This window comes from Nocardia sp. IBHARD005 (assembly GCF_052814245.1).
Genome location: NZ_CP199935.1, coordinates 6070084 through 6090313, shown reverse-complemented (window position 1 = coordinate 6090313; position 20230 = coordinate 6070084). Strand labels below are relative to the sequence as shown.

The 20230-nt window shown below is 67.7% G+C and carries 16 protein-coding genes; 6 read left to right on the top strand and 10 right to left on the bottom strand.

Translation table 11 applies throughout. The features are described 5' to 3' along the window. Positions 1–92 precede the first annotated feature (92 nt). The 4 genes from ACTWPB_RS28545 to ACTWPB_RS28530 form a co-directional block, all read right to left on the bottom strand. Positions 93–4304, bottom strand: a complete 4212-nt coding sequence (locus ACTWPB_RS28545; protein WP_446223550.1) for an MMPL family transporter — start codon at positions 4302–4304, stop codon at positions 93–95. Continuing rightward, positions 4305–5021 carry an NYN domain-containing protein gene (locus tag ACTWPB_RS28540; protein ID WP_446223549.1) on the bottom strand — a complete coding sequence of 239 codons (717 nt, stop codon included), beginning with the start codon at positions 5019–5021 and terminating at the stop codon, positions 4305–4307. It abuts the gene before it with no gap. After that, complete coding sequence (gene trmB, locus ACTWPB_RS28535) at positions 5018–5821, bottom strand: tRNA (guanosine(46)-N7)-methyltransferase TrmB (protein WP_446223548.1); 804 nt, start codon at positions 5819–5821, stop codon at positions 5018–5020. Before trmB ends, ACTWPB_RS28540 begins: the two co-directional genes overlap by 4 nt. A gap of 141 nt (positions 5822–5962) precedes the next feature. Then, the gene (locus ACTWPB_RS28530; protein ID WP_446223547.1) at positions 5963–7219 is read right to left on the bottom strand and encodes an IS110 family transposase; all 1257 of its coding nucleotides are present in this window, start codon (positions 7217–7219) and stop codon (positions 5963–5965) included. A 550-nt stretch (positions 7220–7769) separates the two neighbouring features. Here ACTWPB_RS28530 and ACTWPB_RS28525 point away from each other — a divergent pair. The 3 genes from ACTWPB_RS28525 (at position 7770) to ACTWPB_RS28515 (ending at position 12486) form a co-directional block, all read left to right on the top strand. Beyond that, positions 7770–8879: a hypothetical protein gene (locus tag ACTWPB_RS28525; RefSeq protein ID WP_446223546.1), complete on the top strand. Its 1110-nt coding sequence runs from the start codon at positions 7770–7772 to the stop codon at positions 8877–8879. After that, complete coding sequence (locus ACTWPB_RS28520; RefSeq protein WP_446223545.1) at positions 8866–10407, top strand: hypothetical protein; 1542 nt, start codon at positions 8866–8868, stop codon at positions 10405–10407. The genes ACTWPB_RS28525 and ACTWPB_RS28520 overlap by 14 nt, the downstream gene beginning before the upstream one ends. A gap of 249 nt (positions 10408–10656) precedes the next feature. Next, positions 10657–12486, top strand: coding sequence for a phosphoenolpyruvate carboxykinase (GTP) (locus ACTWPB_RS28515; protein WP_446223544.1), 1830 nt, complete (start codon positions 10657–10659; stop codon positions 12484–12486). Positions 12487–12606: 120 nt separating this feature from the next. Here the strand turns inward: ACTWPB_RS28515 and ACTWPB_RS28510 are convergent, their stop codons facing one another. Together ACTWPB_RS28510 and ACTWPB_RS28505 are read right to left on the bottom strand one after the other, a co-directional pair. Continuing rightward, complete coding sequence (locus tag ACTWPB_RS28510) at positions 12607–12921, bottom strand: type II toxin-antitoxin system PemK/MazF family toxin (RefSeq protein WP_446223543.1); 315 nt, start codon at positions 12919–12921, stop codon at positions 12607–12609. After that, the gene (locus ACTWPB_RS28505) at positions 12918–13121 is read right to left on the bottom strand and encodes a hypothetical protein (protein WP_446223542.1); all 204 of its coding nucleotides are present in this window, start codon (positions 13119–13121) and stop codon (positions 12918–12920) included. The genes ACTWPB_RS28510 and ACTWPB_RS28505 overlap by 4 nt, the downstream gene beginning before the upstream one ends. A 247-nt stretch (positions 13122–13368) precedes the next feature. Between ACTWPB_RS28505 and ACTWPB_RS28500 the strand changes: the two genes are divergently transcribed. Then, positions 13369–13548 carry a hypothetical protein gene (locus tag ACTWPB_RS28500; protein ID WP_378920439.1) on the top strand — a complete coding sequence of 60 codons (180 nt, stop codon included), beginning with the start codon at positions 13369–13371 and terminating at the stop codon, positions 13546–13548. 54 nt (positions 13549–13602) lie between these two features. On the opposite strand, the gene ACTWPB_RS28495 is transcribed toward ACTWPB_RS28500, so the two are convergent. Continuing rightward, on the bottom strand, positions 13603–15051 hold the full coding sequence (locus tag ACTWPB_RS28495; protein ID WP_446223541.1) for an aldehyde dehydrogenase: 1449 nt from the start codon (positions 15049–15051) through the stop codon (positions 13603–13605). A gap of 212 nt (positions 15052–15263) precedes the next feature. Between ACTWPB_RS28495 and ACTWPB_RS28490 the strand changes: the two genes are divergently transcribed. After that, complete coding sequence (locus ACTWPB_RS28490) at positions 15264–15560, top strand: hypothetical protein (protein WP_378920435.1); 297 nt, start codon at positions 15264–15266, stop codon at positions 15558–15560. Here the strand turns inward: ACTWPB_RS28490 and ACTWPB_RS28485 are convergent, their stop codons facing one another. After that, complete coding sequence (locus ACTWPB_RS28485) at positions 15561–16361, bottom strand: class I SAM-dependent methyltransferase (RefSeq protein WP_446223540.1); 801 nt, start codon at positions 16359–16361, stop codon at positions 15561–15563. A gap of 170 nt (positions 16362–16531) precedes the next feature. Here ACTWPB_RS28485 and ACTWPB_RS28480 point away from each other — a divergent pair, with 170 nt between their 5' ends. Beyond that, positions 16532–17695: a glycosyltransferase family 4 protein gene (locus tag ACTWPB_RS28480; protein ID WP_446223539.1), complete on the top strand. Its 1164-nt coding sequence runs from the start codon at positions 16532–16534 to the stop codon at positions 17693–17695. A 4-nt stretch (positions 17696–17699) separates the two neighbouring features. Here ACTWPB_RS28480 and ACTWPB_RS28475 read toward each other — a convergent pair whose 3' ends face one another. Next, positions 17700–18089, bottom strand: coding sequence for a hypothetical protein (locus tag ACTWPB_RS28475; RefSeq protein WP_446223538.1), 390 nt, complete (start codon positions 18087–18089; stop codon positions 17700–17702). A gap of 73 nt (positions 18090–18162) precedes the next feature. Next, a complete protein-coding gene (locus tag ACTWPB_RS28470) occupies positions 18163–20106 on the bottom strand; it encodes a hypothetical protein (RefSeq protein WP_446223537.1) in 1944 nt (647 codons plus the stop codon). Between the last annotated feature and the right edge of the window lie 124 nt (positions 20107–20230).

The window sequence follows — 20230 nt, the reverse complement described above, 5'->3', positions numbered from 1 at the left end:
CGCGACCCTGATGTGCGCCCTACCGAACTCCGTGCACAGCCTGGGCCGGGCGACCATTCGTCCACCGGCGAAACCCGATGCTCCCCAAACCCTCAGTCGTCCTCGCGCCGACGCAGAAGTTCGTTCACGCTGACAGTCCGGCCCTCATTGCCATGATGGCGACCCCCGTCCGCGGGTGTACCGCGGCGAGACGAGCGCAACTGAGCCATCCAGTTCTCGATCTCATTGCGGGTATCCGCCTGGGGTTCGCCGGATTCCGGTCCGGTGGAATCGGTTTCGGCCGAGTCCGACGGGGCGGAAGGCTCCGAGGGTGATGCGGCGGGAGTCGGGACGGCGGTGAAACCGGAAGGCGCCTGCCACTGACCGGGCGTGCCTGCCTCCTCAGCCGGTATCTCGTCGGCAGCTTCCCGGCCTGTGGCCGGTGTTACCAGTGAATCCGGCTGCCGGGGCGAAGGCGCGGTTTCGCGCGGGACCTCGGTGAATCCCGGTGGCGCCACCTGCGGACGCACCACGCCTGCCCGGCGAGTCGAATCCGGCTGGGCGCTGGATGGATTCGATGCATCGGCGAAGTCGGCCGGGTGCTCGACGGCGGGACGGGCACGGTCGCCCGCGCTGTCCACCGAGGAGGGCGTAACCGGCGAGAACCGTGGTCCGCTGTCCTGGTCGGGCGTGTTGAAACCGCGTGGCGTGCCTGGGCTCGTCATGCCGTTGTTCCACGGGGTACTCGGCTGCGGTTCGACGGGCGCCGCAGTGCCGAAAACGCTCTGCGGCGGGATCGGCGAATCGGGTTGCGTCTGCGCGCGAGCCGCGTCGCCGGGGTAGGACTCGGCACGATGCGCGCCGGGTGCCGCTGAGAGGTCGGGGCTCGGTGGCTCGAATCCGTGCGGGCGCGAATCCGTGTCGCGCACTGCGGCATCAGCGCCGTCGGACGGGCGGCTCGGCTCGGCCGGGGTGCCCGAATCGGGTGCGGGAGAGTCGGGCGCGACCGGCCGGAGATTCGACGCGGTCACGGGGCTGAACCCGTTGAAGGCTCCGCTCGGCGGGGTATCGCCCGCGCGAGGTGCCGGTGTCGCCTGGGTCGGCGGCGTGTTGACGATCCTCGGCGCCTGCGGTGGCACGATCCCGCGGGGCGGCGGGGTCACCATGCTCGGCCTGGCCGGGGGGACGATGCTCGGCCGTGGCGGCAAATCCACTGGGGGCGTATCGAATCCGGCGCCATCGCCGGTCTCGTTGGGCGTCGGCACCCGAGGCGCCGGTGGCGGAGTTTCGCCGATCACACCGGGGGTGTACCCCGCAGGTGGCTGCACGCGTGCGGAGCCTCGCGGCGTGACACCGCTGACGATGCCGGGCAGGTCGAGTCCGGACCCGCTGTCGACCGGGCTGGGACGGGAAATCGAAGGGCCACCGGGGTTTTCGGCGCTACCGAAGTCGGCGTCCGGCGCCGCGGCGGGTCCGAAGCGGGAATCGGGACCGAAGCTCGGCCCTGTGACGCCGGCATTGCCCGGCGCCGCGAAGTCGGTGTCGCCGAACGGTGAGCTGCCGCTGGGCGATTCGGCGGTGCCGTTCGTTTGCCGGAGCCCGTTGGTGGGGCGAGTGGCGCCGCCGGGGCCGGTTTCGGGGTCGCCGAGGTCGATGGGAGGTGTGCCGAAGCTCGGTCCCGAATAGCCACGGTCTTCGTTCGCGGCAGTGTCTGGGGTCGAATCCTCGTGTCCCTGTATGGGATCCGGAGTGTTCGGCGTCATGATCGGGAGAACCTGGGTCGGCTCGCCGGACACGTACTTCGGCAGGTCGAGACCGGATTCCTCCTGCTTCGCCGCATCTTCCTGATCGGCCTTCGCGGGGGTACTCGGCTTGACCACCGGCAATTCCCGCGTCGGCTCACCCGAGGACAACATCGAGGCGCGGGGGCGCGTCGGATCGGGCGACATCGGCTGGCGCACACGCGCGGATTCGGCGGATTCGGCATCGGTGATCTTGTCGATGCGCTGGGTCGGGGCCTCGGCCTCGATCTCGGCGACCGTGCGCGGCCTGCGGGGGGTACGGGCCAGCTTGGAGTCGGGGACCGCCGTCATCTGCATGGTCGGCGGGTCGGTGATCGGGGTGGTCTTCACCAGGTCGACCACGCCACCGTGTTCCGGGCGCTCGTCGTCGAGGATGGGTTCGCCGAGGCCGATCTTCTCCTGGATGCGCTTCATCCACTTCGGCGCCCACCAGCAGTCGTCGCCGAGCAGTTTCATGATCGCGGGGACAAGCAGCATGCGCAGAATAGTGGCGTCGATGAACAGCGCCGCGATCATGCCGTAGGCGATGTACTGCATCATCACCATGTCGGAGAACGCGAACGCGCCGGTCACCACGAGCAGGATCAGCGCAGCGGCGGTGATGATGCGCCCGGTCTGGGCGGTGCCGATCCGCACGGCTTCGGTGGTCGACGCACCCTGGGCCCGCGCTTCCACCATGCGGGAGAGCAGGAAGACCTCATAGTCGGTCGACAAGCCGTAGATGATCGCGATGATCAGCATCAAGACCGGCGCACTGATCGGCTGTGGTGTGAAGTTCAGTAGTCCGGCGCCGTTGCCGTCGACGAAGATCCACGTGAGGATGCCGAGGGTCGCACCGAGACCGAGCGCACTCATCAACGCGGCCTTGATCGGCAGCACCAGCGAGCCGAACGTCAAGAACATCAGCACGGTGGTGGTGACCAGCACGAGCAAGATCATCCACGGCATCAGTTCCAGCAGCGTGTCGATGCTGTCGGCCATGAGCGCGGGCTGACCGGTGACGTACATCGTGACGCCGTCGGGTACTTCGATCGAACGGAGGTAGTCGATCGTCGGCTCGGCGCCGCCGGTGGGGTCGACCAGAGTCGCCGAGGTGCGGAACACCTCGGGGTTGGTCGGCGACTTGACCGGAACCTCGAACGGGCCGACCAACCCCGGCGCCTGGTTGGCCTCTTTCCAGACCTTGCCGATCGCGTTCGTATTGTCCGAGACGAAGACCAACTGGATCGGGTCGGTCTTCTTCAAGGGGAAGACTTCGTAGAAGTGTTCGAGCGAGGAGCGGGTCGGGTTGTCCGGCGGGAGGTACTTCTCGTTGATGCCGCCGAACGCCAGATCCTTGACCGGGATGATCAGCAGCAGCAGACCGATGGTGATCGGGATTGCGATCTTGAGCGGATGACGCATCACCCAGCGGGTCAGGATGCCCCAGAAACCGTTCTCGACCTGCTCGGCCGTCTTGGTCTTGCGGAACCGCTTGAGGCCGAGCGCATCGACGCGAGGGCCGAGGATGCCCAGCATCGCGGGCAGGATCGTGATCGCGGTCAGCGCCGCCAGCGAGACGGCCGCGATGGTGCCGTAGGCGACTGAACGCAGGAAGCCCTGAGGGAAGATCAGGACGCCGCCGAGGCTGGCGATGATCATCGTCGCGGAGAACACCACTGTTCGTCCAGCGGTCATCACCGACCGCCGGACGGCGGCGGGGGTCGAGTAACCCTCAGCCAATTCCTCGCGGAAGCGGCTGACGATGAACAGGCCATAGTCGATCGCCAGGCCGAGACCGATCATCGAGACGACACCGGTGACGAACGAGTTGACCTCGGCGAAGTTGGTGAGCACCATGACGATGCCGGTGGCGCCGACGATCGTCAGACCACCGATGATCAGCGGCAGCGCGGCAGCGATGATGCCGCCGAAGATGAAGAACAGCAGGATCGCCACCGCGGGGAAGGCCAGTACTTCCATCCGCTTGGAGTCGTGGTCGATGGTGTCGGTCAGGGTGACCGCGATGGGCTGTAGGCCCGAGACCTCCACGTCGACACCGGGAATCGTGAACACGTCAGCCACGGCGCGGTAGTTGGCCATCATGACGGTGTCGTTGTCACCGGCAATGGCGATCGAGGCGAATGCGTGCTTCTTGTCTTTGGACCCGAACGTAGACGGCACCGAGGGTGCGTCGCCCACCTTCCAGTATGTGCCGTTGATCTTCCCGATCTGATCGGGATGTTCGGCGACAACCTTGGTCAGGCTGGCGACGACCTTCTGCTGGAACTCCGGGTCATCGATCGTTTTGCCCTCGGGGGCGTTGTACATGACGATGACATCGGCTTGGTGGTCGCGACCGTAGGACCCGTCGGCGATCTGCGCGCCCTGCACCGACTCCGAGCCCGGATCGAACCAGCCGCTCTGGGTCAGCCGAGGACCGAGCCCCATCCCGTAGGCACCCAACGCCAACATCGCCCCACCGACAACCACGATGACGGCGAAGCGGAACCGGTAGACCAGATCGCCCCAGCGGGTGAACACTTAAGCGACTCCTTGACCAGGGCGAGAAGTGAGTAGTGCCGACAGCGGCCGGAAAGGCTGCAGCCAGGCACCCTCGTCGGGTAGCGACTCGAGACTCACCCGCGGTAGCGGTTCCCGGAACACGCCCGGGATGTCCTCGAGGTCGACGAACCCGAGGGTATCCGAAGTGACCGCCCAACTCGCGTGCTCACGGAATCCGAGCACCTGAGCTGGGATTCCCTTGGCCGCGATGGCTTCCAGCGGTTCACGGAACGCTTGACCATCGGCCGAGGCGACCATGATTCCGGCTAAACCACCGTCGCGTTGACGGGCCGCGATGTGCGCGAGCATGTCGGCGTCGACATCGGAGTCTTCGTCGATCTTGGGCTTGGCGAACACCGCGAAACCGACATTGCGCAGCGCTTCCACCCAGGGGCGGACCACGTCGGCGGTGCCGGGCGCGATATTGGTGAAAACGGTGGCCTCGGCCTCGATGCGCCCCTTGGAGGCGACCGAGATCTCGGCGGTGCGGGCCAGCAACCAGCGGCCGAGCGCGTCGAAACGGGGGCGATAAGCGGCGGTGGGACGTCCACCGAGGATGGCGCCGAGCCCCATGTCGAGGTTCGGCGCGTCCCAGACCAGCAGGACACGTCGAACATCGGAACCGCTCAACGCCTCGGAACCGGGGCCTGCCTGGGCGGGCACCGGCATCTCGGGGGCGATCTCACTCACGCTCATCTGTCGATCTTCCCCCATATGAACTCGTTGATGGCGCTACCGGCGCGCAGGCCTTTGCCCTCGAACTTGGTGACGGGCCGTTCGAAACCGATCGGCGCGGTAGTGCGGTTGGCGGCACTGTCGCCACCGGTGGTGTCGTTCAGGCCGGTGAACAGCGGTTCCTTGGAGCCTACTTCGAGAATATGCTCGGCGTAATCCGCGTGGTCGGTAGCCACGTGCAGCACGCCGCCCGGCTGGAGTCTGCTGGCGATCAGGGCGAAGGTCGGCGCCTGCAGCAGCCTGCGCTTGTGGTGGCGGGCCTTCGGCCACGGGTCAGGGAAGAACACCCGAACGCCGATCAGCGATTCCGGGGCAACCATGTTCTCCAGTACGTCGACGGCGTCGCCGCGCAGCAACCGGATGTTCTCGATCTCCTCGCGCTCGATCTGCTGAACCAGCTGGGCCAGACCCGGCTGATACACCTCGATGCCGATGAGGTTCAGGTGCGGTTCGGCCTTGGCCATGGCGGCCGTCGCGGTGCCGGTACCGGTGCCGATCTCGATCACCAGCGGGGCCTGGCGGCCGAACCACGCGTCGGCCTCGACGGGATCGTTGGACACATCGCGCCCGATCACCGGCCAGGTGCGGTCCCACGAGGTCTGCTGGTTCGGCGTCAGCGCGCCCCGCCGGGAGCGGAAGCTCGTGACGCGCGGGTACAGCCGGGAGCCGGTGAGCGAGCGTCGGCCCGCGTCGTTCGGCATCTCCGACAGCTTGTGGCTGGTCGGCTCGGCGTGGTCGGCGGCGTCGTTCACGTCGCCCATTGTCCAGCATGCGCGCAGCTGCGTCGCAGGCGAGTTCGTGGGACCGCTGATCCGCCCAGGTCGGCAGAAGGTTCGCCCGGCCCCGGCTCGGCGCGGATCTGACACAATGCCCACCGAAAAGACCTCCGATATCGCTAAGAGTCAAGCTGCAACGGGTTCGATGGGTTCAGGGGTGAACGTGATGGGTCCGGCGAAGGCCTTGAGCGTGTCGAACGGCTCGCCGGATTGGAGGCAGTGGTGCAGCTGACCGAGCATCTTGTTGAACAGATGCCGCAGCGCCGCAGCGTGACGGTCTCCGCGTGCTCGCCGTGCGAGATAGTGCTCTCGGGGCGGGCCCGGATGAGTCATGGCAGTGAAGGCCCAGATCCATCCGACGGCGGCAAGACGGTCGTTCTTGACCTTCCGGAAGGTGATCGAGGTGGTTCGCCCGGACGCGCGGGTGACGGGAGCGGATCCGGCGTAGGCCTTCAACGCCCGGCCATCGGCGAACCGACACCGGTCGTCACCGATCTCGGCCAGGACTCGCGCGCCGGACAGGTCGGCCAGTCCGGGGAAGCTGGTGATGATCGCGAAGTCGGGGTGTTTGCGGAATTCCTCGGCCGCAGCCTGTTCCAGGTCGTCGGCGCCGACGCAGGCTGCCTCGAGCGCACCCAGCAACGCCAGCGCCTGGCGGCCCATCGCCTTCTCGACGAGCTCAGGCTGTCGCAGGCCCTGTTGTCGCAGACCTTCGACGATCTCAGCAGCGAACTCGTCAATGCCGCGCTTGCGTCCGGCCCGGCGAAGGGCCGCAGCGACGCGGGTCTTAGTCAGCTTCGCGGCCGCCGCTGGTGTCGGCGCGATGGCCAGGACCGCGCGGATTTCGGGTTTGGCGAGGTTGGTCGCGGACTTGCTGGCGAAGGTTGCCAGGAACGCCGGGTGGTATTCGCGCAGCAGGCACCGCAGTTCGTTGCTCGCTTTGGTCCGGCGCCAGACCGCGTCTTGTTGGGCGCGGGCCAGGACCGCGATGGCCTGGACGAGTTCGGTGTCGGCGGGGATGGTGCGGTGCATGTGGGCATCGACGCGCAGGATGTTGGCCAGGGTCATCGCGTCGGCGTGGTCGGACTTCGCCCGCGCCATCGAGTGGCGTTCGCGGTAGCGCGCAACAGACATCGGGTTGATCGCGTAGACAGCTCGGCCGGTGGCACGGATCGCGGCGACCATCAACCCGCGCGGGGTTTCGATCGCGACCGGGATCGGGTCCTCGGCGGTGTCGCCGGCCGCGGTCAGCAGCTCGGTCAGGGCGGTGAAACCGGCTGGATCGTCACCGATCCGTTTCTTCGACACCAGGGTGCCGTCTTGGTCGACGATGGCGATGTCGTGATGGCCTTCGGCCCAATCGATCCCGCAATAGCGGCTCATCCATCCTCCAATTTTTCGGTTGTTTCCGCAGGTCACAAGACCCAGGCAGGAACGCGCGACGCCCTACTTACGAGCCTCTATGGGCTGGCCTCCGATGAGTTGTTCGCGCTCCCAGCGCACCCGCACGACACCTGTCTTCCTCAGAGCTCGAAGCTCGCGTGTAGCGAGGTGTTCGGTCGTGTAGGCGGGCTCGGACCACGATCAATGAAACGCCCGATAGTGGCTGAGCCGCACCGGAATCGGTGTACCTCGGCCACTGTCGGTTGCCGCTGGCGCTCACGGTCTGGCATGTGGCCTCTCGGGCCCGATGTCCGTGAGAAGTCGTCGACGAGTTCGGGTGTGGTTCGGCCACGGACTCGCTCGCTGCCTTTTCGGAGGGCTCGAAGGTCCCGGGGGTGTGCGGGAGTCGAACCCGCGGCCGAACCACCGAACGATCAATCACAGTGCCACCGCGCGGCCTCCACAGAGGCCTTGTCGGCCAAGGGGTTGAGTGGGCGTATGGCGCTGCTCAACTTAACCGTTCACAACTAAGTAGTAGGGGGTGTGCGCCATGCCGACAGTCACCGAATTCGCACAGACACGGCCCGCGGACCAGCTCGACGAGCTGATCTCGGTTCTCAGTGCAGGTCGCGGGGGTGATCCGGGGATCGCCGAACAGGCCGCTGCCGCCGCAGCGCGCCGTCGCCGTCCGCTGCACATCCAGATCACAGGACGTGCGCTCAGCGGGCGGACGACTGTGCTGGCCGCGCTGGCGTTGTTGTCGGCGCAGGAGACCGCGCCGGTCGATCAACCCGAGCTGCCCGACCCGGTGCTCGACGGCGATCTGGTCATCTATGTGCTGGCCGGTGCGCCGCAGGCCGCCGACTATCGCCTGCTCGCCACCGTGCCGCAGGGTCGCGGCGTGGTGGTACTCAACAAGGCCGACGCGGTGGGCGCGCGCTGGGGCGAGGCCGTGGCCGCCGCGCAGCGGCACGCGCAGCAACTTGGGCTGCCGATCGTGCCGATCGTCGCCTCGGTCGCCGCCAGGACCAGGGCCGGAGCGGTCAGCGCCGACGATCTGAGCGACCTGCGCAGGCTCGCGATCGGCCCCGATGTGCCCTCGGTGCTGGCGGCCGATCTGTTCATCGGCAGCGGCTCCGACCAGCAAGCGCGCAGGCGGCTGATCGCCAACTGGGATCTCTACGGCGTGGACTGCGCGCTGTCGGCCCTGCGCGCCGACCCCGACCTGCCCCCGTCGGCGATCATCCAGATCCTGCACTCCGCGAGCGGGATCGATCCGCTGCACAAGCTGGTTCACCGCCGGTACGAGCAGGTGGAAGCGGTGCGCGGCGGCGAACTGCTCGACGAGCTCACCCGGCTGGCCGCCCGCGCGGTCCCCGGCGACGGTGGCCGCGCCCGCGAACTGATCGAGCACTATCTCGCCGGTGACGAAGCGCTCTGGGCCGGATTGTGTGCCGGATTGGCCTGCCCGCAGGTCTCGCATCTGGCCGCCGGCTACCCGTCGCCCGCGCCCGCCGACGCCGACGAGGCGCTCGCCCGCGCCACCCGCTGGCGTGCCGTCGTGTCCAGCGATATGCCGCCCGCGGCCCGGCGCGCCGCGCTGCGCGTCCACAACGGCTATGTCAGAGCCTGGGAGCGGATGTCCAGTGCCGGGCTCTGAGGTCCCGCCCGATCAAGGATCGACCGTCGACGGGCGTGGCAGCGGAATCGGCGATCCGCATGCCTCGCCGGATCCGGCGTCCGCCGACGAGCCGGGCGCCCTACCCGCGGCGGTAGATGCGGTGATCGACCGGTGGAATCCGCAGGGCAGCGCGCTGCTGCGGGCGATGGCCGCCGCGGGAGAGGGCAGCAGCGTCGCCTTCTACGCCCCCGACGACGCCAACACCACCCTGCTGCGCACCGAACTCGCCCGCTTCGAACCCCATATCGATCTCGCCGATCCGTCCGACCCCACCCCGGGCAACGACCCGGCCGCCGCTCTCATCCTCTTCGACGCGGGCAGCGTCCTCGGCGCAGGCATGTTCGCCCTGATCGACCGTCTCCGCGCCACCGACCAGCGAATTCTGCTCGCCATGAACGGCTTTCACGCCTATCAGGACTGGCGCGCGACCCGCGACCGCAACCTCGAACTGCTCGCCGCGCGCGGCATCACCGACCTCGACATCGTCGCCGTCTCGGCCAGGCTCGCCGCCGCCGCCCGCACCACCGACGACTCTGCCCTGCTCGATCGCTCCGGGGTGGCCGGACTGCACGCCACCCTCGCCGCCGCCACCGCGAAAGGACCGGCCGACGGTACCGAGCGCCGCACCGCCGTCCGCGCCCGGGTACTCGCCGACACCAGGGCGAGGATCGACGAACAGATCACCGCACTGCGTTCCGGTACGGATACCGCGCGGATCAGGGAGGAACGCATCGGACTGGTCGCCGAGCGCGACGGCGGCCGTCAGACCGGCCTGGCCGCCGTGCGTAGCCAGGTCCAGCTCGCCCGCGTCGACCTGACCACCGAACTCGGCGCCATGGTGCGCGCACTGCACACCCGGTGCCGCGCCGAGCTCGACCGCTGCGACCGCGCCGAACTGCGCGTCTACCCCCAGCGACTGCAACAGGCGGCCGGTGAACTATCGGTCGCGGTCGACGCCGTCATCGACGAACGGGTCATCGAAGCCGCCCGCCGGATCGGCACCGCCGCGCCGACCACCCGGCGCCGCGATCCGGCGCCGCGGGGCGGTCCCGATCCCGGCAAGAGACACCGTGGTGTCGAAGATCACCTCATGATCGCGCTCGGCGCGTCGGCCGGTGTCGGACTCGGCCGATTGATCGTGGCGCCGCTGTCGCTGGTCCCGACACTCGACGTGGCGAGCGTCCCGGTGACGCTGCTGCTCGGCGCGGGCGCGGCCGCCTGGGTCGTGCGCGCCCGCGGCCAGCTCGCCGAACGCAATCACATGGCCCAGTGGGTCGCCGAGGCGCTGGTGAATATCAAAGCCCAGCTCGAACAGCGTGTCGCCGCGGTGCTGGTGGATATCGAGGCCGAGCTGGCCGAGCATGTGGTGCGGGAATCGACCGCTCGGGCGGTGGCCGTGGATCGGCGTGTCACCGAGCTCGACGCGCTCGCGCGCAGGCTCGTCGCGGAGCGTCCCGCGCAGCTGACCGCGTGTGAGCGTGACATCGTCACGCTCGATCAACTGTGAGCGTGGGATTGACCGATACACCTGTGGGTACCTGTTAGGGAGCCCGATGCCGTATCGGTCGTCATATCGCGTTAACCTTTAGGCAGGAACCTGGGCGTCCGCTCTTGCCAGTCGATGCGCGGCCACCGTCCGTGTACGGCCTTCCTAGCCGTCTATCGGGGTTGTGCGACGGTTGGTCACTGCGGACGCCTTACCCGCCCATGGTGGCGATCGATGGATCGAACAACCGCCCATCTCAGGAGAGTTTTCATGACCTCAGCGACCATTCCTGGTCTTCGTGGATCCGACGGCAAGGCGCCGACCGAGCACAGTGAACTGCTCGCCTGGGTACAGGAAGTCGCAGAGCTCACTCAGCCCGCTCGCGTGGTCTGGGCCGACGGCTCCGACGCGGAATGGGATCGCCTGACCACCCAGCTGGTCGAGGCAGGCACCTTCAAGCAGCTCGACGAGAAGAAGAAGCCCAACTCCTTCCTCGCGCTGTCCGATCCCTCCGATGTGGCCCGCGTCGAATCGCGCACCTACATCTGTTCGGCCACCGAAGCCGAAGCCGGTCCGACCAACAACTGGGTCGACCCCGCCGAGATGCGCGCCACCATGACCGAGCTGTACCGCGGCTCGATGAAGGGCCGCACCATGTACGTGGTGCCGTTCTGCATGGGCCCGCTCGGCGCCGAGGACCCCAAGCTGGGCGTGGAGATCACCGACTCCGAGTACGTGGTCGTCTCGATGCGCGTGATGACCCGCATGGGTGCCGCCGCGCTGGACAAGCTGGGCACCGACCGCCCGTTCGTGAAGGCACTGCACTCCGTCGGCGCGCCGCTGGCCGATGGCCAGGCCGATGTGGCGTGGCCGTGCAGCGACACCAAGTACATCACCCACTTCCCCGAGGACCGCGAGATCTGGTCCTTCGGTTCCGGCTACGGCGGCAACGCGCTGCTCGGCAAGAAGTGCTACTCGCTGCGCATCGCCTCGGCGATGGCCCACGACGAGGGCTGGCTGGCCGAGCACATGCTGATCCTCAAGCTGATCTCGCCCGAGAACAAGAACTACTACGTCGCCGCCGCGTTCCCGAGCGCCTGTGGCAAGACCAACCTCGCGATGATCCAGCCGACCATCCCCGGCTGGCGCGCGGAGACCCTTGGCGACGACATCGCCTGGATGCGTTTCGGCAAGGACGGTCAGCTCTACGCCGTGAACCCGGAGTTCGGCTTCTTCGGCGTCGCGCCGGGCACCAACAACAGCTCCAACCCCAACGCGATGGCCACCATCGACGCGGGCAACACCGTGTACACCAACGTCGCCCAGACCGACGACAACGATGTGTGGTGGGAGGGTCTCGAAGGCGACCCGCAGCACCTGATCGACTGGAAGGGCAACGACTGGACCCCCGAGTCCGAGGGCCACGCCGCGCACCCGAACTCGCGCTACTGCACCCCGATGTCGCAGTGCCCGATCCTGGCGCCGGAGTGGGACGACCCGCAGGGCGTGCCGATCTCGGCCATCCTGTTCGGCGGTCGCCGCAAGACCACCGTCCCGCTGGTGACCGAGTCGTTCGGCTGGGAGCACGGCGTGTTCATGGGCGCCACTATGGGCTCCGAGCAGACTGCCGCCGCCGAGGGCAAGGTCGGCACCGTGCGCCGCGACCCGATGGCGATGCTGCCGTTCCTCGGCTACCACGTGGGCGACTACCTCAACCACTGGATCGACCTCGGCAAGAACGCCGACTCGAACAAGCTGCCGAAGATCTTCTACGTCAACTGGTTCCGTCGTGGCGACGACGGCCGCTTCCTGTGGCCCGGATTCGGTGAGAACTCCCGCGTGCTGGAGTGGATCGTCGGCCGCATCGAGGGCCGCTCGGGCGCCACGGCCACCGCGGTCGGCAACGTGCCAACGGCTGCCGATCTCGACCTGGACGGCCTCGACGTGGTCGCCGCCGACGTCGACGAGGCGCTCGCGGTGAACGCCGACGAGTGGCGCAACGAGATCCCGTCGATCGAGGAATGGTTCGAGTTCGTCGGCGACAAGCTGCCTTCGGGCGTGCGCGACGAGTTCGAGGCACTCAAGGAGCGCTTGGGCTAGTCGCTCGAGCAGTCCCGAATGCGCACGCACACCAACGCGTGCGCATCACACTGCTGATCCCCCGGCAGAACAACACGCCGCCCGCACCGAATTCGGTGCGGGCGGCGTTGTTTCGAGCGGTCAGTCCAGTCCGAGGTAACGAATGACGGCTCGGTCGAGGGCAGTGAGTTCCTCGCGTGTCAGGTAGGCCACGGGATCGCCCTTCAGGTAGTCGACATCCAATGAGCGGATTTGATCGACGAGCATCAGCGTCGCGCAGCCGTCGAAGATGATCTGCGGCCGAAACCGCGACGGCTGGGCGCTAGTCGAGGTAGGTACCACGGTCGCCATGCTCCAGTCGGTTCGCGATAGGACCACACCGTATCGTCGCCCCCGCTGTTCGTGGCCGCGGTCGGCGTCACCGAGATCTATGCGGTAGATCGCGCCCCGGATCACCAGGCATCCGGCTCGTCACCGAGGTTTTCCCCGGCAGCCACGATGCGGTCGGCGTCAGCCTGGGCTTCGACATGCCAGCGTTCCCGGTCGAGCACGCGTAAAGCACGGCGAAGGACGTCGGACGCGGTTTCTCCGTCGCGGCTGAGCCGTTCGACGAGTTCCTTGTCTGCCTCAGTGGCGCGGAAGGCAATCGTGCTCATACCAGCCAGTTTAACACTTGTTAAACGCTGGCGGCAGTACAATTACTCGTATGGGCGGTGCTGTCTGTCCACAGTTCATCGGACGATTTCCGCGGACTCGTTATGGGTACATCCGTAAATGTCAGAGAGTCGCTGGTGGCCTCAGCGGCGATGTCGCTTATATTGCCTCTCGAGCTGAAACTCCTGCGAGACTCCTGCACCGCCACGCGGTCAACGACGAGATCGACGCTGAGAGGTGGTTTGACGCATGACCGATCTGGTGACCGGATCCGAGTCCGACACCTATTCGAGCACGCCCCTACTGCGCGTGGCGGGCCGCCTGGAGCGGGTCCTGCCCCCGGGCTGGCGGGTCGAAGTCGTCGACCTACCTGCCCGGGGTGAGGTGGCTGCCCAGCCGGTACTCCGGGTCCATATGCCGGAGAACTAGTGGGCTAGGTCCACCACAGTGATGCGCACGCGTGGTTCGGGTGTGCGTACCGGACTATTCGGCGGTCCAACCCATCGGCATGAGCACGGACTTCTGTTCGCAGAACGCGTCGAGGCCTTCCGGGCCGTTCTCGCGGCCGATGCCCGAGTTCTTGTAGCCGCCGAACGGCGCGGTCGGGTCGAAGGCGTACCAGTTGATCGCGAAGGTGCCGGTGCGGATCCGGGCCGCCACCTCGACGCCGTGCTCGATATCGGTGGTCCACACCGAACCGGCGAGACCGTAATCGGAGTCGTTGGCGATGGCGATGGCCTCGTCCTCGGTCTCGTACGGGATCACCGAGAGCACCGGGCCGAAGATCTCCTCCTGGGCGATGGTGCTCGCGTTGTCGACGTCGGCGAAGATCGTCGGCTCGACGAACCAGCCGCGCTCCACGCCGTCGGGCCTGCCACCACCGAGCACCAGTCGCGCGCCCTCGGCCTTGCCCTTGGCGATGTAGCTCTCCACGCGGTCGCGCTGCTTTTCGCTGATCAGGGGGCCGAGCTGGGTCGCGGGATCGGTCGGATCACCGGTCGGCATGGTCTTGACGTGCGCGACCAACGCTTCCACGATCTCGTCATAGCGGCTGCGCGGCGCGAGAATTCGCGTCTGCGCGACGCAGCCCTGCCCACTGTTCATCAGCCCGGAGAACGCGAGCACGGGAATGCTCGCGGCCAGGTCGACATCGGGCAGCACGATCGCGGCCGACTTACCGCCGAGCTCCAGCGAGACGGTCTTGAGCTGCTCACCGGCCAGCGCGGCCAGCTTCCTGCCGACGGGGGTACTGCCGGTGAAGGTCACCTTGTCGACGCCGGGGTGGCCGGCGAGGTACTCACTGGCCTCGGCCTCGGCGGGCAGTACCGAGAGCACGCCGTCGGGCAGGCCCGCCTCGGTGAAGATGTCGGCGAGGATGTTGGCGGTCAGCGGAGTCAGCGGCGACGGCTTGAGCACCACGGTGCAGCCGGCCAGCAAGGCGGGTCCGAGCTTGTTCGCGGCGAGGAACAACGGGACATTCCAGGCGGTGATCGCGGCGACGACACCGCGCGGTTCCCGTGAGACACGCGAGGTTCCGAACAGGCCGACCCGAGTCTCGTTCCAGGCGAAGGTCTTCGCGAGCTCGACGAGCGCGTCCAAGGCCGCGACGGCGGGAATCTGGTTGAGCGTCAAGGCCGCTAACGTCGTCGCACCCATCTCAGCGGTGAGTGCGGCGAGCAATTCCGGCGAACGCTGCTCGATCAGCCGGGCAACTTTGCTGAGTACCTCGGCTCGTTCCAATGGGGGCGTCGATGGCCACGGCCCGCTGTCGAACGCGTCGCGCGCCGCGGCGACGGCCGCGTCGACATCGGCGTTCGTTACCGCGGGCACGCTGCCTACGGTCTCCTCCGTTGCAGGGGAGACCACAGAAATGCGGTCACTACCGGCCGGGGTGGTCCACTTCCCGCCGATGAACAGACTGTCGTAGTGCATGAGAACACGTTACAGTTTTGCGGGCGAATTGTCTGCAACCTGTTCTAATTCGCTGCGGCGCAACGACTGTGAAGATTGTGAATTCCAACCTGTCGGTTCGCTTTTCGGGGAAACGCACTATTGCGTTCCGGTGGTGAAAAGGGGATGCTTTAGCTACTGATCAGCTCGCTCGATTCATTCCGGCATTAACAGCGAATTGGGGAGACCGACTCATGGCTGTGCAAGTGATCGGCCGATCGTTGATGACCAGCGACCAGACCGACCATCAAGCGAAAAGTGTGGGTAGTGGTGGATGGGTTGTCTCATTCCTGCCCGGCCGCACGCTCACGATCGAGCAGGCGACTGCCGCTATCCAGGCCGCTGAGGCGGTCGCGATGGTCGGCGCGCTGGCCGATCAGGTCGGCCTGACCACGTTGGAGACCGTAGGCCTGGCGATTCAGGAATCGCCGTGGGTCAGGGTGTTGCCCGAGCCGATACGGAGGTCACGCCGCTTGAGCTGGCTGGCGTGATCACGCTTTGGTGGCAACCACTACCAAGTTGCTGACCAGTAGCTCCCGGATCACCGGAACTCGGACGAGCCACCAGGCCCAGCGTGGGTGATAACGCGGAAAGATTGTCCGCACATCAGCTGAAGTCGTTGCCGCCCAGTGCAACCCATCCGCCGCCGATACCGCGAACAGTGATCGCCCGAACCTGTTCTTCGGTTCGTGGCCGTGCTTGCGCCGGTATCGGCGGGCCGCGAACTCGCCACCGAGGTAATGCCAGAGGCCGGTCTCGTGACCACCGAAAGGTCCGTGCCACACCGTGTACGAGTACACGATGAGGCCGCCGGGCTTGGTCACCCGCACCATCTCGTCCGCCATCAGCCACGGCTGCGGCACGTGCTCGGCGACGTTGGAGGAGAAGCAGACGTCGAAGGCGTTGTCGCGGAACGGCAATGCCATCCCCGACCCGCGCACCGAACCCGACACCCGCAGCCCTGCCGCGTGCATCTCCGACGGGTCCGGCTCCACCGAGACGTAGCGTGCGCCCACCGCGGTGAACTCTTCGGCGAAGTAGCCGGGGCCACCGCCGACGTCGAGGACCACGGTGCCTGCGAGGTCGCGGCCGGTGATGTCGGCGTAGAAGTCGCCGATCAGCGCGGCGCTGTCGGTGGCGATGCCGCCGTAGAAGCGGGCCGGGTCGGACTGCTCGAAGCGGAAGCTGGTGAGCAGGCGCAGCGAGCGGCGCAGGCTGGCTCGGCGCGCGAACCTGGATCGGTCCCGTCGCGCGACGGGCTGCTCGGTTCTCGGCTTGGTGGCGGTCGACACGGGCAGGAGTGTATTGGGAGCCCGTTCGGATGCGGCAGGTGTGGGGTGCGTTGGGGGCATGATCACGCGGTCTGGGCGGACACTGTCGATACAACCGTGTTGCGCAGACCACACCCGCTAGTGTGGGGCCCGACGTTTGTCCACCACCGAACCGATTGCGAGCCCCGACCGTGCGTGAAGTCCTCCTACTCTGCTGGCGTGACACCGGGCACCCACAGGGTGGCGGCAGCGAGCGGTATCTGGAGCAGGTCGGCGCGCAGCTGGCCGCGCGTGGCATCAAGGTCACCCTGCGTACGGCCGGTTATCCCGGTGCGCCCAAGCGCGAGCGGATCGACGGGATCGACATCAGTCGCGCGGGCGGGCGCTTCACCGTGTATCCCCGTGCGCTGGCCGCCATCATGGCTGGTCGGCTCGGTTTCGGCCCGCTGCGCGGCCTGCGCCCCGACGTCGTGATCGACACCCAGAACGGCATCCCCTTCTTCGCCACCGCCACCGGCGTGCCCTCGGTGGTGCTGGTGCATCACGGCCACCGCGAGCAGTGGCCGGTCGCCGGTCGCCTGGTCGGGCGGATCGGCTGGTGGATCGAATCCACGCTGTCTCCGCGCGTGCACCGCGACAACCAGTACCTCACCGTGTCGCTACCCTCCGCCGAGGAGCTGTCGGTGCTCGGTGTGGACCGTGAGCGCATCGCCGTGGTCCGCAACGGTGCCGAACCGGTCCCCGCCGAGGTCGTCCCCGGCGACGATGGCACCCGCGCCACCCACCCGCGCATCGCGGTGCTGTCGCGCCTTGTCCCGCACAAGCAGATCGAAGACGCCCTCACCGCCGTCGCCCACCTGCGCGAACGCTTCCCCCACGTGCACCTCGACGTCATCGGCGACGGCTGGTGGGCCCCCAACCTGCGCGCCAGTGCCGACTCGCTCGGTATCGCCGACGCGGTCACCTTCCACGGCCACGTCGACGAGCGCCGCAAACACGAGATCCTCGCCACCGCCTGGGTCCACGTGATGCCATCGCGCAAGGAAGGCTGGGGCCTGGCCGTCATCGAGGCCGCCCAGCACGGCGTGCCGACCATCGGCTACCGCAGCTCCCGAGGCCTCACCGACTCCATCGTCGACGGCGTCACCGGCCTGCTCGTCGACGACGCCCCCGCCCTCGCCTCGGCAGCCGCCGACCTACTCGCCGACCCCGAGACCCGGCTGGTGATGGGCGAAAAGGCCCGAGCCCGAGCCAACGAGTTCTCCTGGGAGCAGACCGGCGCAGGGGTGCACACGGTCCTCGCCGCCGCGGCTTGCGGAGAACGGGTCTCCGGGTTGGTGGCCTCGCGCGACTGAGCGCTCAATCAGCGAACAGGTCGTCGACGTCCGTCGCGGCGATCGCCCGGTCGAGCCAGTCAGCGAGTTGGTCCCGATCATGGCATGAGGTGATCCTGGTTTCCGCCGTAGCGGAAACGGTCACGCCGCGACGAGCCAGGACGCGCAGAATACTGTCAGCCACTCCCTGATCACGGCCCTCTTCGCGTCCTTGTTCGAGGCCTTTCTCTAGGCCCTTCTCGCGGCCTTCCTCGCGAAGGCGCTGTGAGGTCTCGGAGCGGAAGAACGACAAGTCCACAGACATCAGTTTCCTCCACAGTTGGGCGCCTCGCGTATTACCGAGGCCTAGTTCGACAAGTTCGGTGTAGATCTGCGCGTCGTCGCGGTCACCCGCCAGAAGCAGTGCCGAGGCCAACGCCTCCAGTCGCCTCATGCTGTGAGAACAACTCTAGATCGGTAATGGGAATTTTGTTCTATTTACCGGCCTGTCAGGCGACACGCGGTTGACTCGCCGGACGACACTCCGGTGGCGTGCGGTGCGGGCGTAGTGCTGCGGCGATCAGTCCTGCGAGTAGGGCGGCGGCCCAGAGGAGGTGGGCCGCGGTGGAGGTTCGGCGTTGGGAGGGAGTGGCGGTGTCCAGAAGGGTGGGGGAGGGGATGCGGTAGAGGGCTAGATCTTGGTCCTGATACTTCAATTCGGCTGTGGCGAGGGTGGTTTCGGAGGTGCCGAGGGGGCCGGGGGTGGTTCGTTCGATGAGGATCCAGCCGACGCCCATGGCTGCGAGTTCGGTGGCCGGGGCGCCGCGCAGTAGTGCTTCCTCGACGGTGCGGGCGCGGTTGCCTTCGCCGGTTACCGCGTAGCCGCGGACTCGGAGTTCGCCGGTTTGCAGGACGTCGTTGGGGAGGATGCGGGGAGCGGGGTCGAGGACGGGAGCTGTTCCGCTGTAGGGGAATCGGCGGAACATTCCGGCGGGGAGTACGGCTATGTCGCCGGGCGCGTCGATGTGATCGACCACCTGTTGCCAGCCTGCGGGGTAGTGGGCGGGACGCATGGCGCCGCCGACTCCCCAGGCCAGGTCGGCCAGGGGGAGAGTGATGAGCAGAATGAAAAGGGCTGCGGTGGCTCGTATTCCGGAGGTATGTGGGTGGGGCGTCGCGTGTGCGCCGGATATCGGCAACTCGATGGCTGTATTCGGCACCTGGCGTGCGGGATTCGAGCCCTGGTCGTGCGCTGCGTCCGGCTCGTTGGCGTGATCGCCTCCGGTGTCTGCTGAATCCGCATCCGAAGGGCTCCCTGGCTGAACTTCGGTGAGCAGTCGGCGACTTGCCGTAGTGACGGTCCGGCACGCGGCCGCGGCGCACAGCGCGTACGCGGGCATCGCCAATGCGACGTACTTCTGCGTATCCCGCAGCAGCCCGGCACCGGGAACATGCACCATCAACCATTCCCCGGCCGCCAGCCCCCAGCTGGTCGCGCCGAGGGCGGGCAGCACGATCGCCACCGCCGCGATCACCAGCAGTGCCCGCCCGTTACGGCCGAGCGCCCATACCGCCCGCACCCCGAAGGCGACCATGCCGAGCAGCAACAGCGTGCCGACCAGGGCGAGCGGGGTCGTTCGGCTCGCTGGTACCGCTTCGCCGTTCCAGATCCCGCCCAGCCCGGCGAGGCTGCCGAGCGTGCCGAGCCACGGTTCGGCGCGTGCCGCGAACGCCGAGACCCCGGCCGGGTCCGACGGCTCGGCCCCCGATCCGAGCGCGGTCGCGGTCAGCCACGGCGCGCAGGTCGCGATCCAGACAACGATGGCAGGGAGAAAGGCTCGCCGCCCGACCAGCGCGAGCCCGATGACGGCGGCCAGCAACGAGCCGGTCGGCGTCAACCCGGCGGCGGCGAAGCTCGCGGTCAGCGCGGCCCACCCGCCGAGCGATCCGCTGCGGGCGGCAAACCCGAAGCGTCGGGGTTCTGTTCCGCCCGTGGCTGTTCGGATGCGCGCGGCGGCGAGGGCGGTCCATGGAAGGGCGGCGTATCCGGCGAGCAGGCTCCAATGCCCCTGCAGAAGTCGTTCCGCGACATAGGGATTCCACAACGCGAGGGTTGCGGCGACCAATTGCGCTCCGGTGGAAGCGGAGACGAATCGTCGTGCGAGTACCGCCGCGCCGTACCCGGCCGACCACAGCGCGACGATGAGGATCGCCTTCACCAGAATCCCGCCGTCGATGACCGGCGAGAGCACCGCGAGTAGGGCGTCCTGCGGAACGGCGCGAGGGGCGGCGGCGCCCAAGCCGAGTGCTGAATCGGTGAGGTACGCGCGCGGGGTGCTCACCGCGTCCCGCAGCAGTAGGTAGCCCGATCCCGCCAGCGGTCCGACGATGATCATCGTGAGCAGCGCGCAGTATCCGGCGACCAAGGCCCTTGCTCGCGCGCTACTCGTCACGTCCACGCACCTTACGTCCCGTCGGGCGTGGCCGTGGGCGGGGTCGAATAGGCGCTGTTCGGGGCGCACTCGCTCGAGGTGAGTCCGCTCGGACTCACATTTTCGGGGTGGGCGTGATGGCGAA

Coding starts and splice junctions, on each gene's coding strand:
- ACTWPB_RS28540 (WP_446223549.1), bottom strand. CDS start 5,021: ATGAGCGTGAGTGAGATCGCCCCCGAGATGCCGGTGCCCGCCCAGGCA.
- trmB (WP_446223548.1), bottom strand. CDS start 5,821: ATGGGCGACGTGAACGACGCCGCCGACCACGCCGAGCCGACCAGCCAC.
- ACTWPB_RS28530 (WP_446223547.1), bottom strand. CDS start 7,219: ATGAGCCGCTATTGCGGGATCGATTGGGCCGAAGGCCATCACGACATC.
- ACTWPB_RS28525 (WP_446223546.1), top strand. CDS start 7,770: ATGCCGACAGTCACCGAATTCGCACAGACACGGCCCGCGGACCAGCTC.
- ACTWPB_RS28515 (WP_446223544.1), top strand. CDS start 10,657: ATGACCTCAGCGACCATTCCTGGTCTTCGTGGATCCGACGGCAAGGCG.
- ACTWPB_RS28505 (WP_446223542.1), bottom strand. CDS start 13,121: ATGAGCACGATTGCCTTCCGCGCCACTGAGGCAGACAAGGAACTCGTC.
- ACTWPB_RS28500 (WP_378920439.1), top strand. CDS start 13,369: ATGACCGATCTGGTGACCGGATCCGAGTCCGACACCTATTCGAGCACG.
- ACTWPB_RS28495 (WP_446223541.1), bottom strand. CDS start 15,051: ATGCACTACGACAGTCTGTTCATCGGCGGGAAGTGGACCACCCCGGCC.
- ACTWPB_RS28490 (WP_378920435.1), top strand. CDS start 15,264: ATGGCTGTGCAAGTGATCGGCCGATCGTTGATGACCAGCGACCAGACC.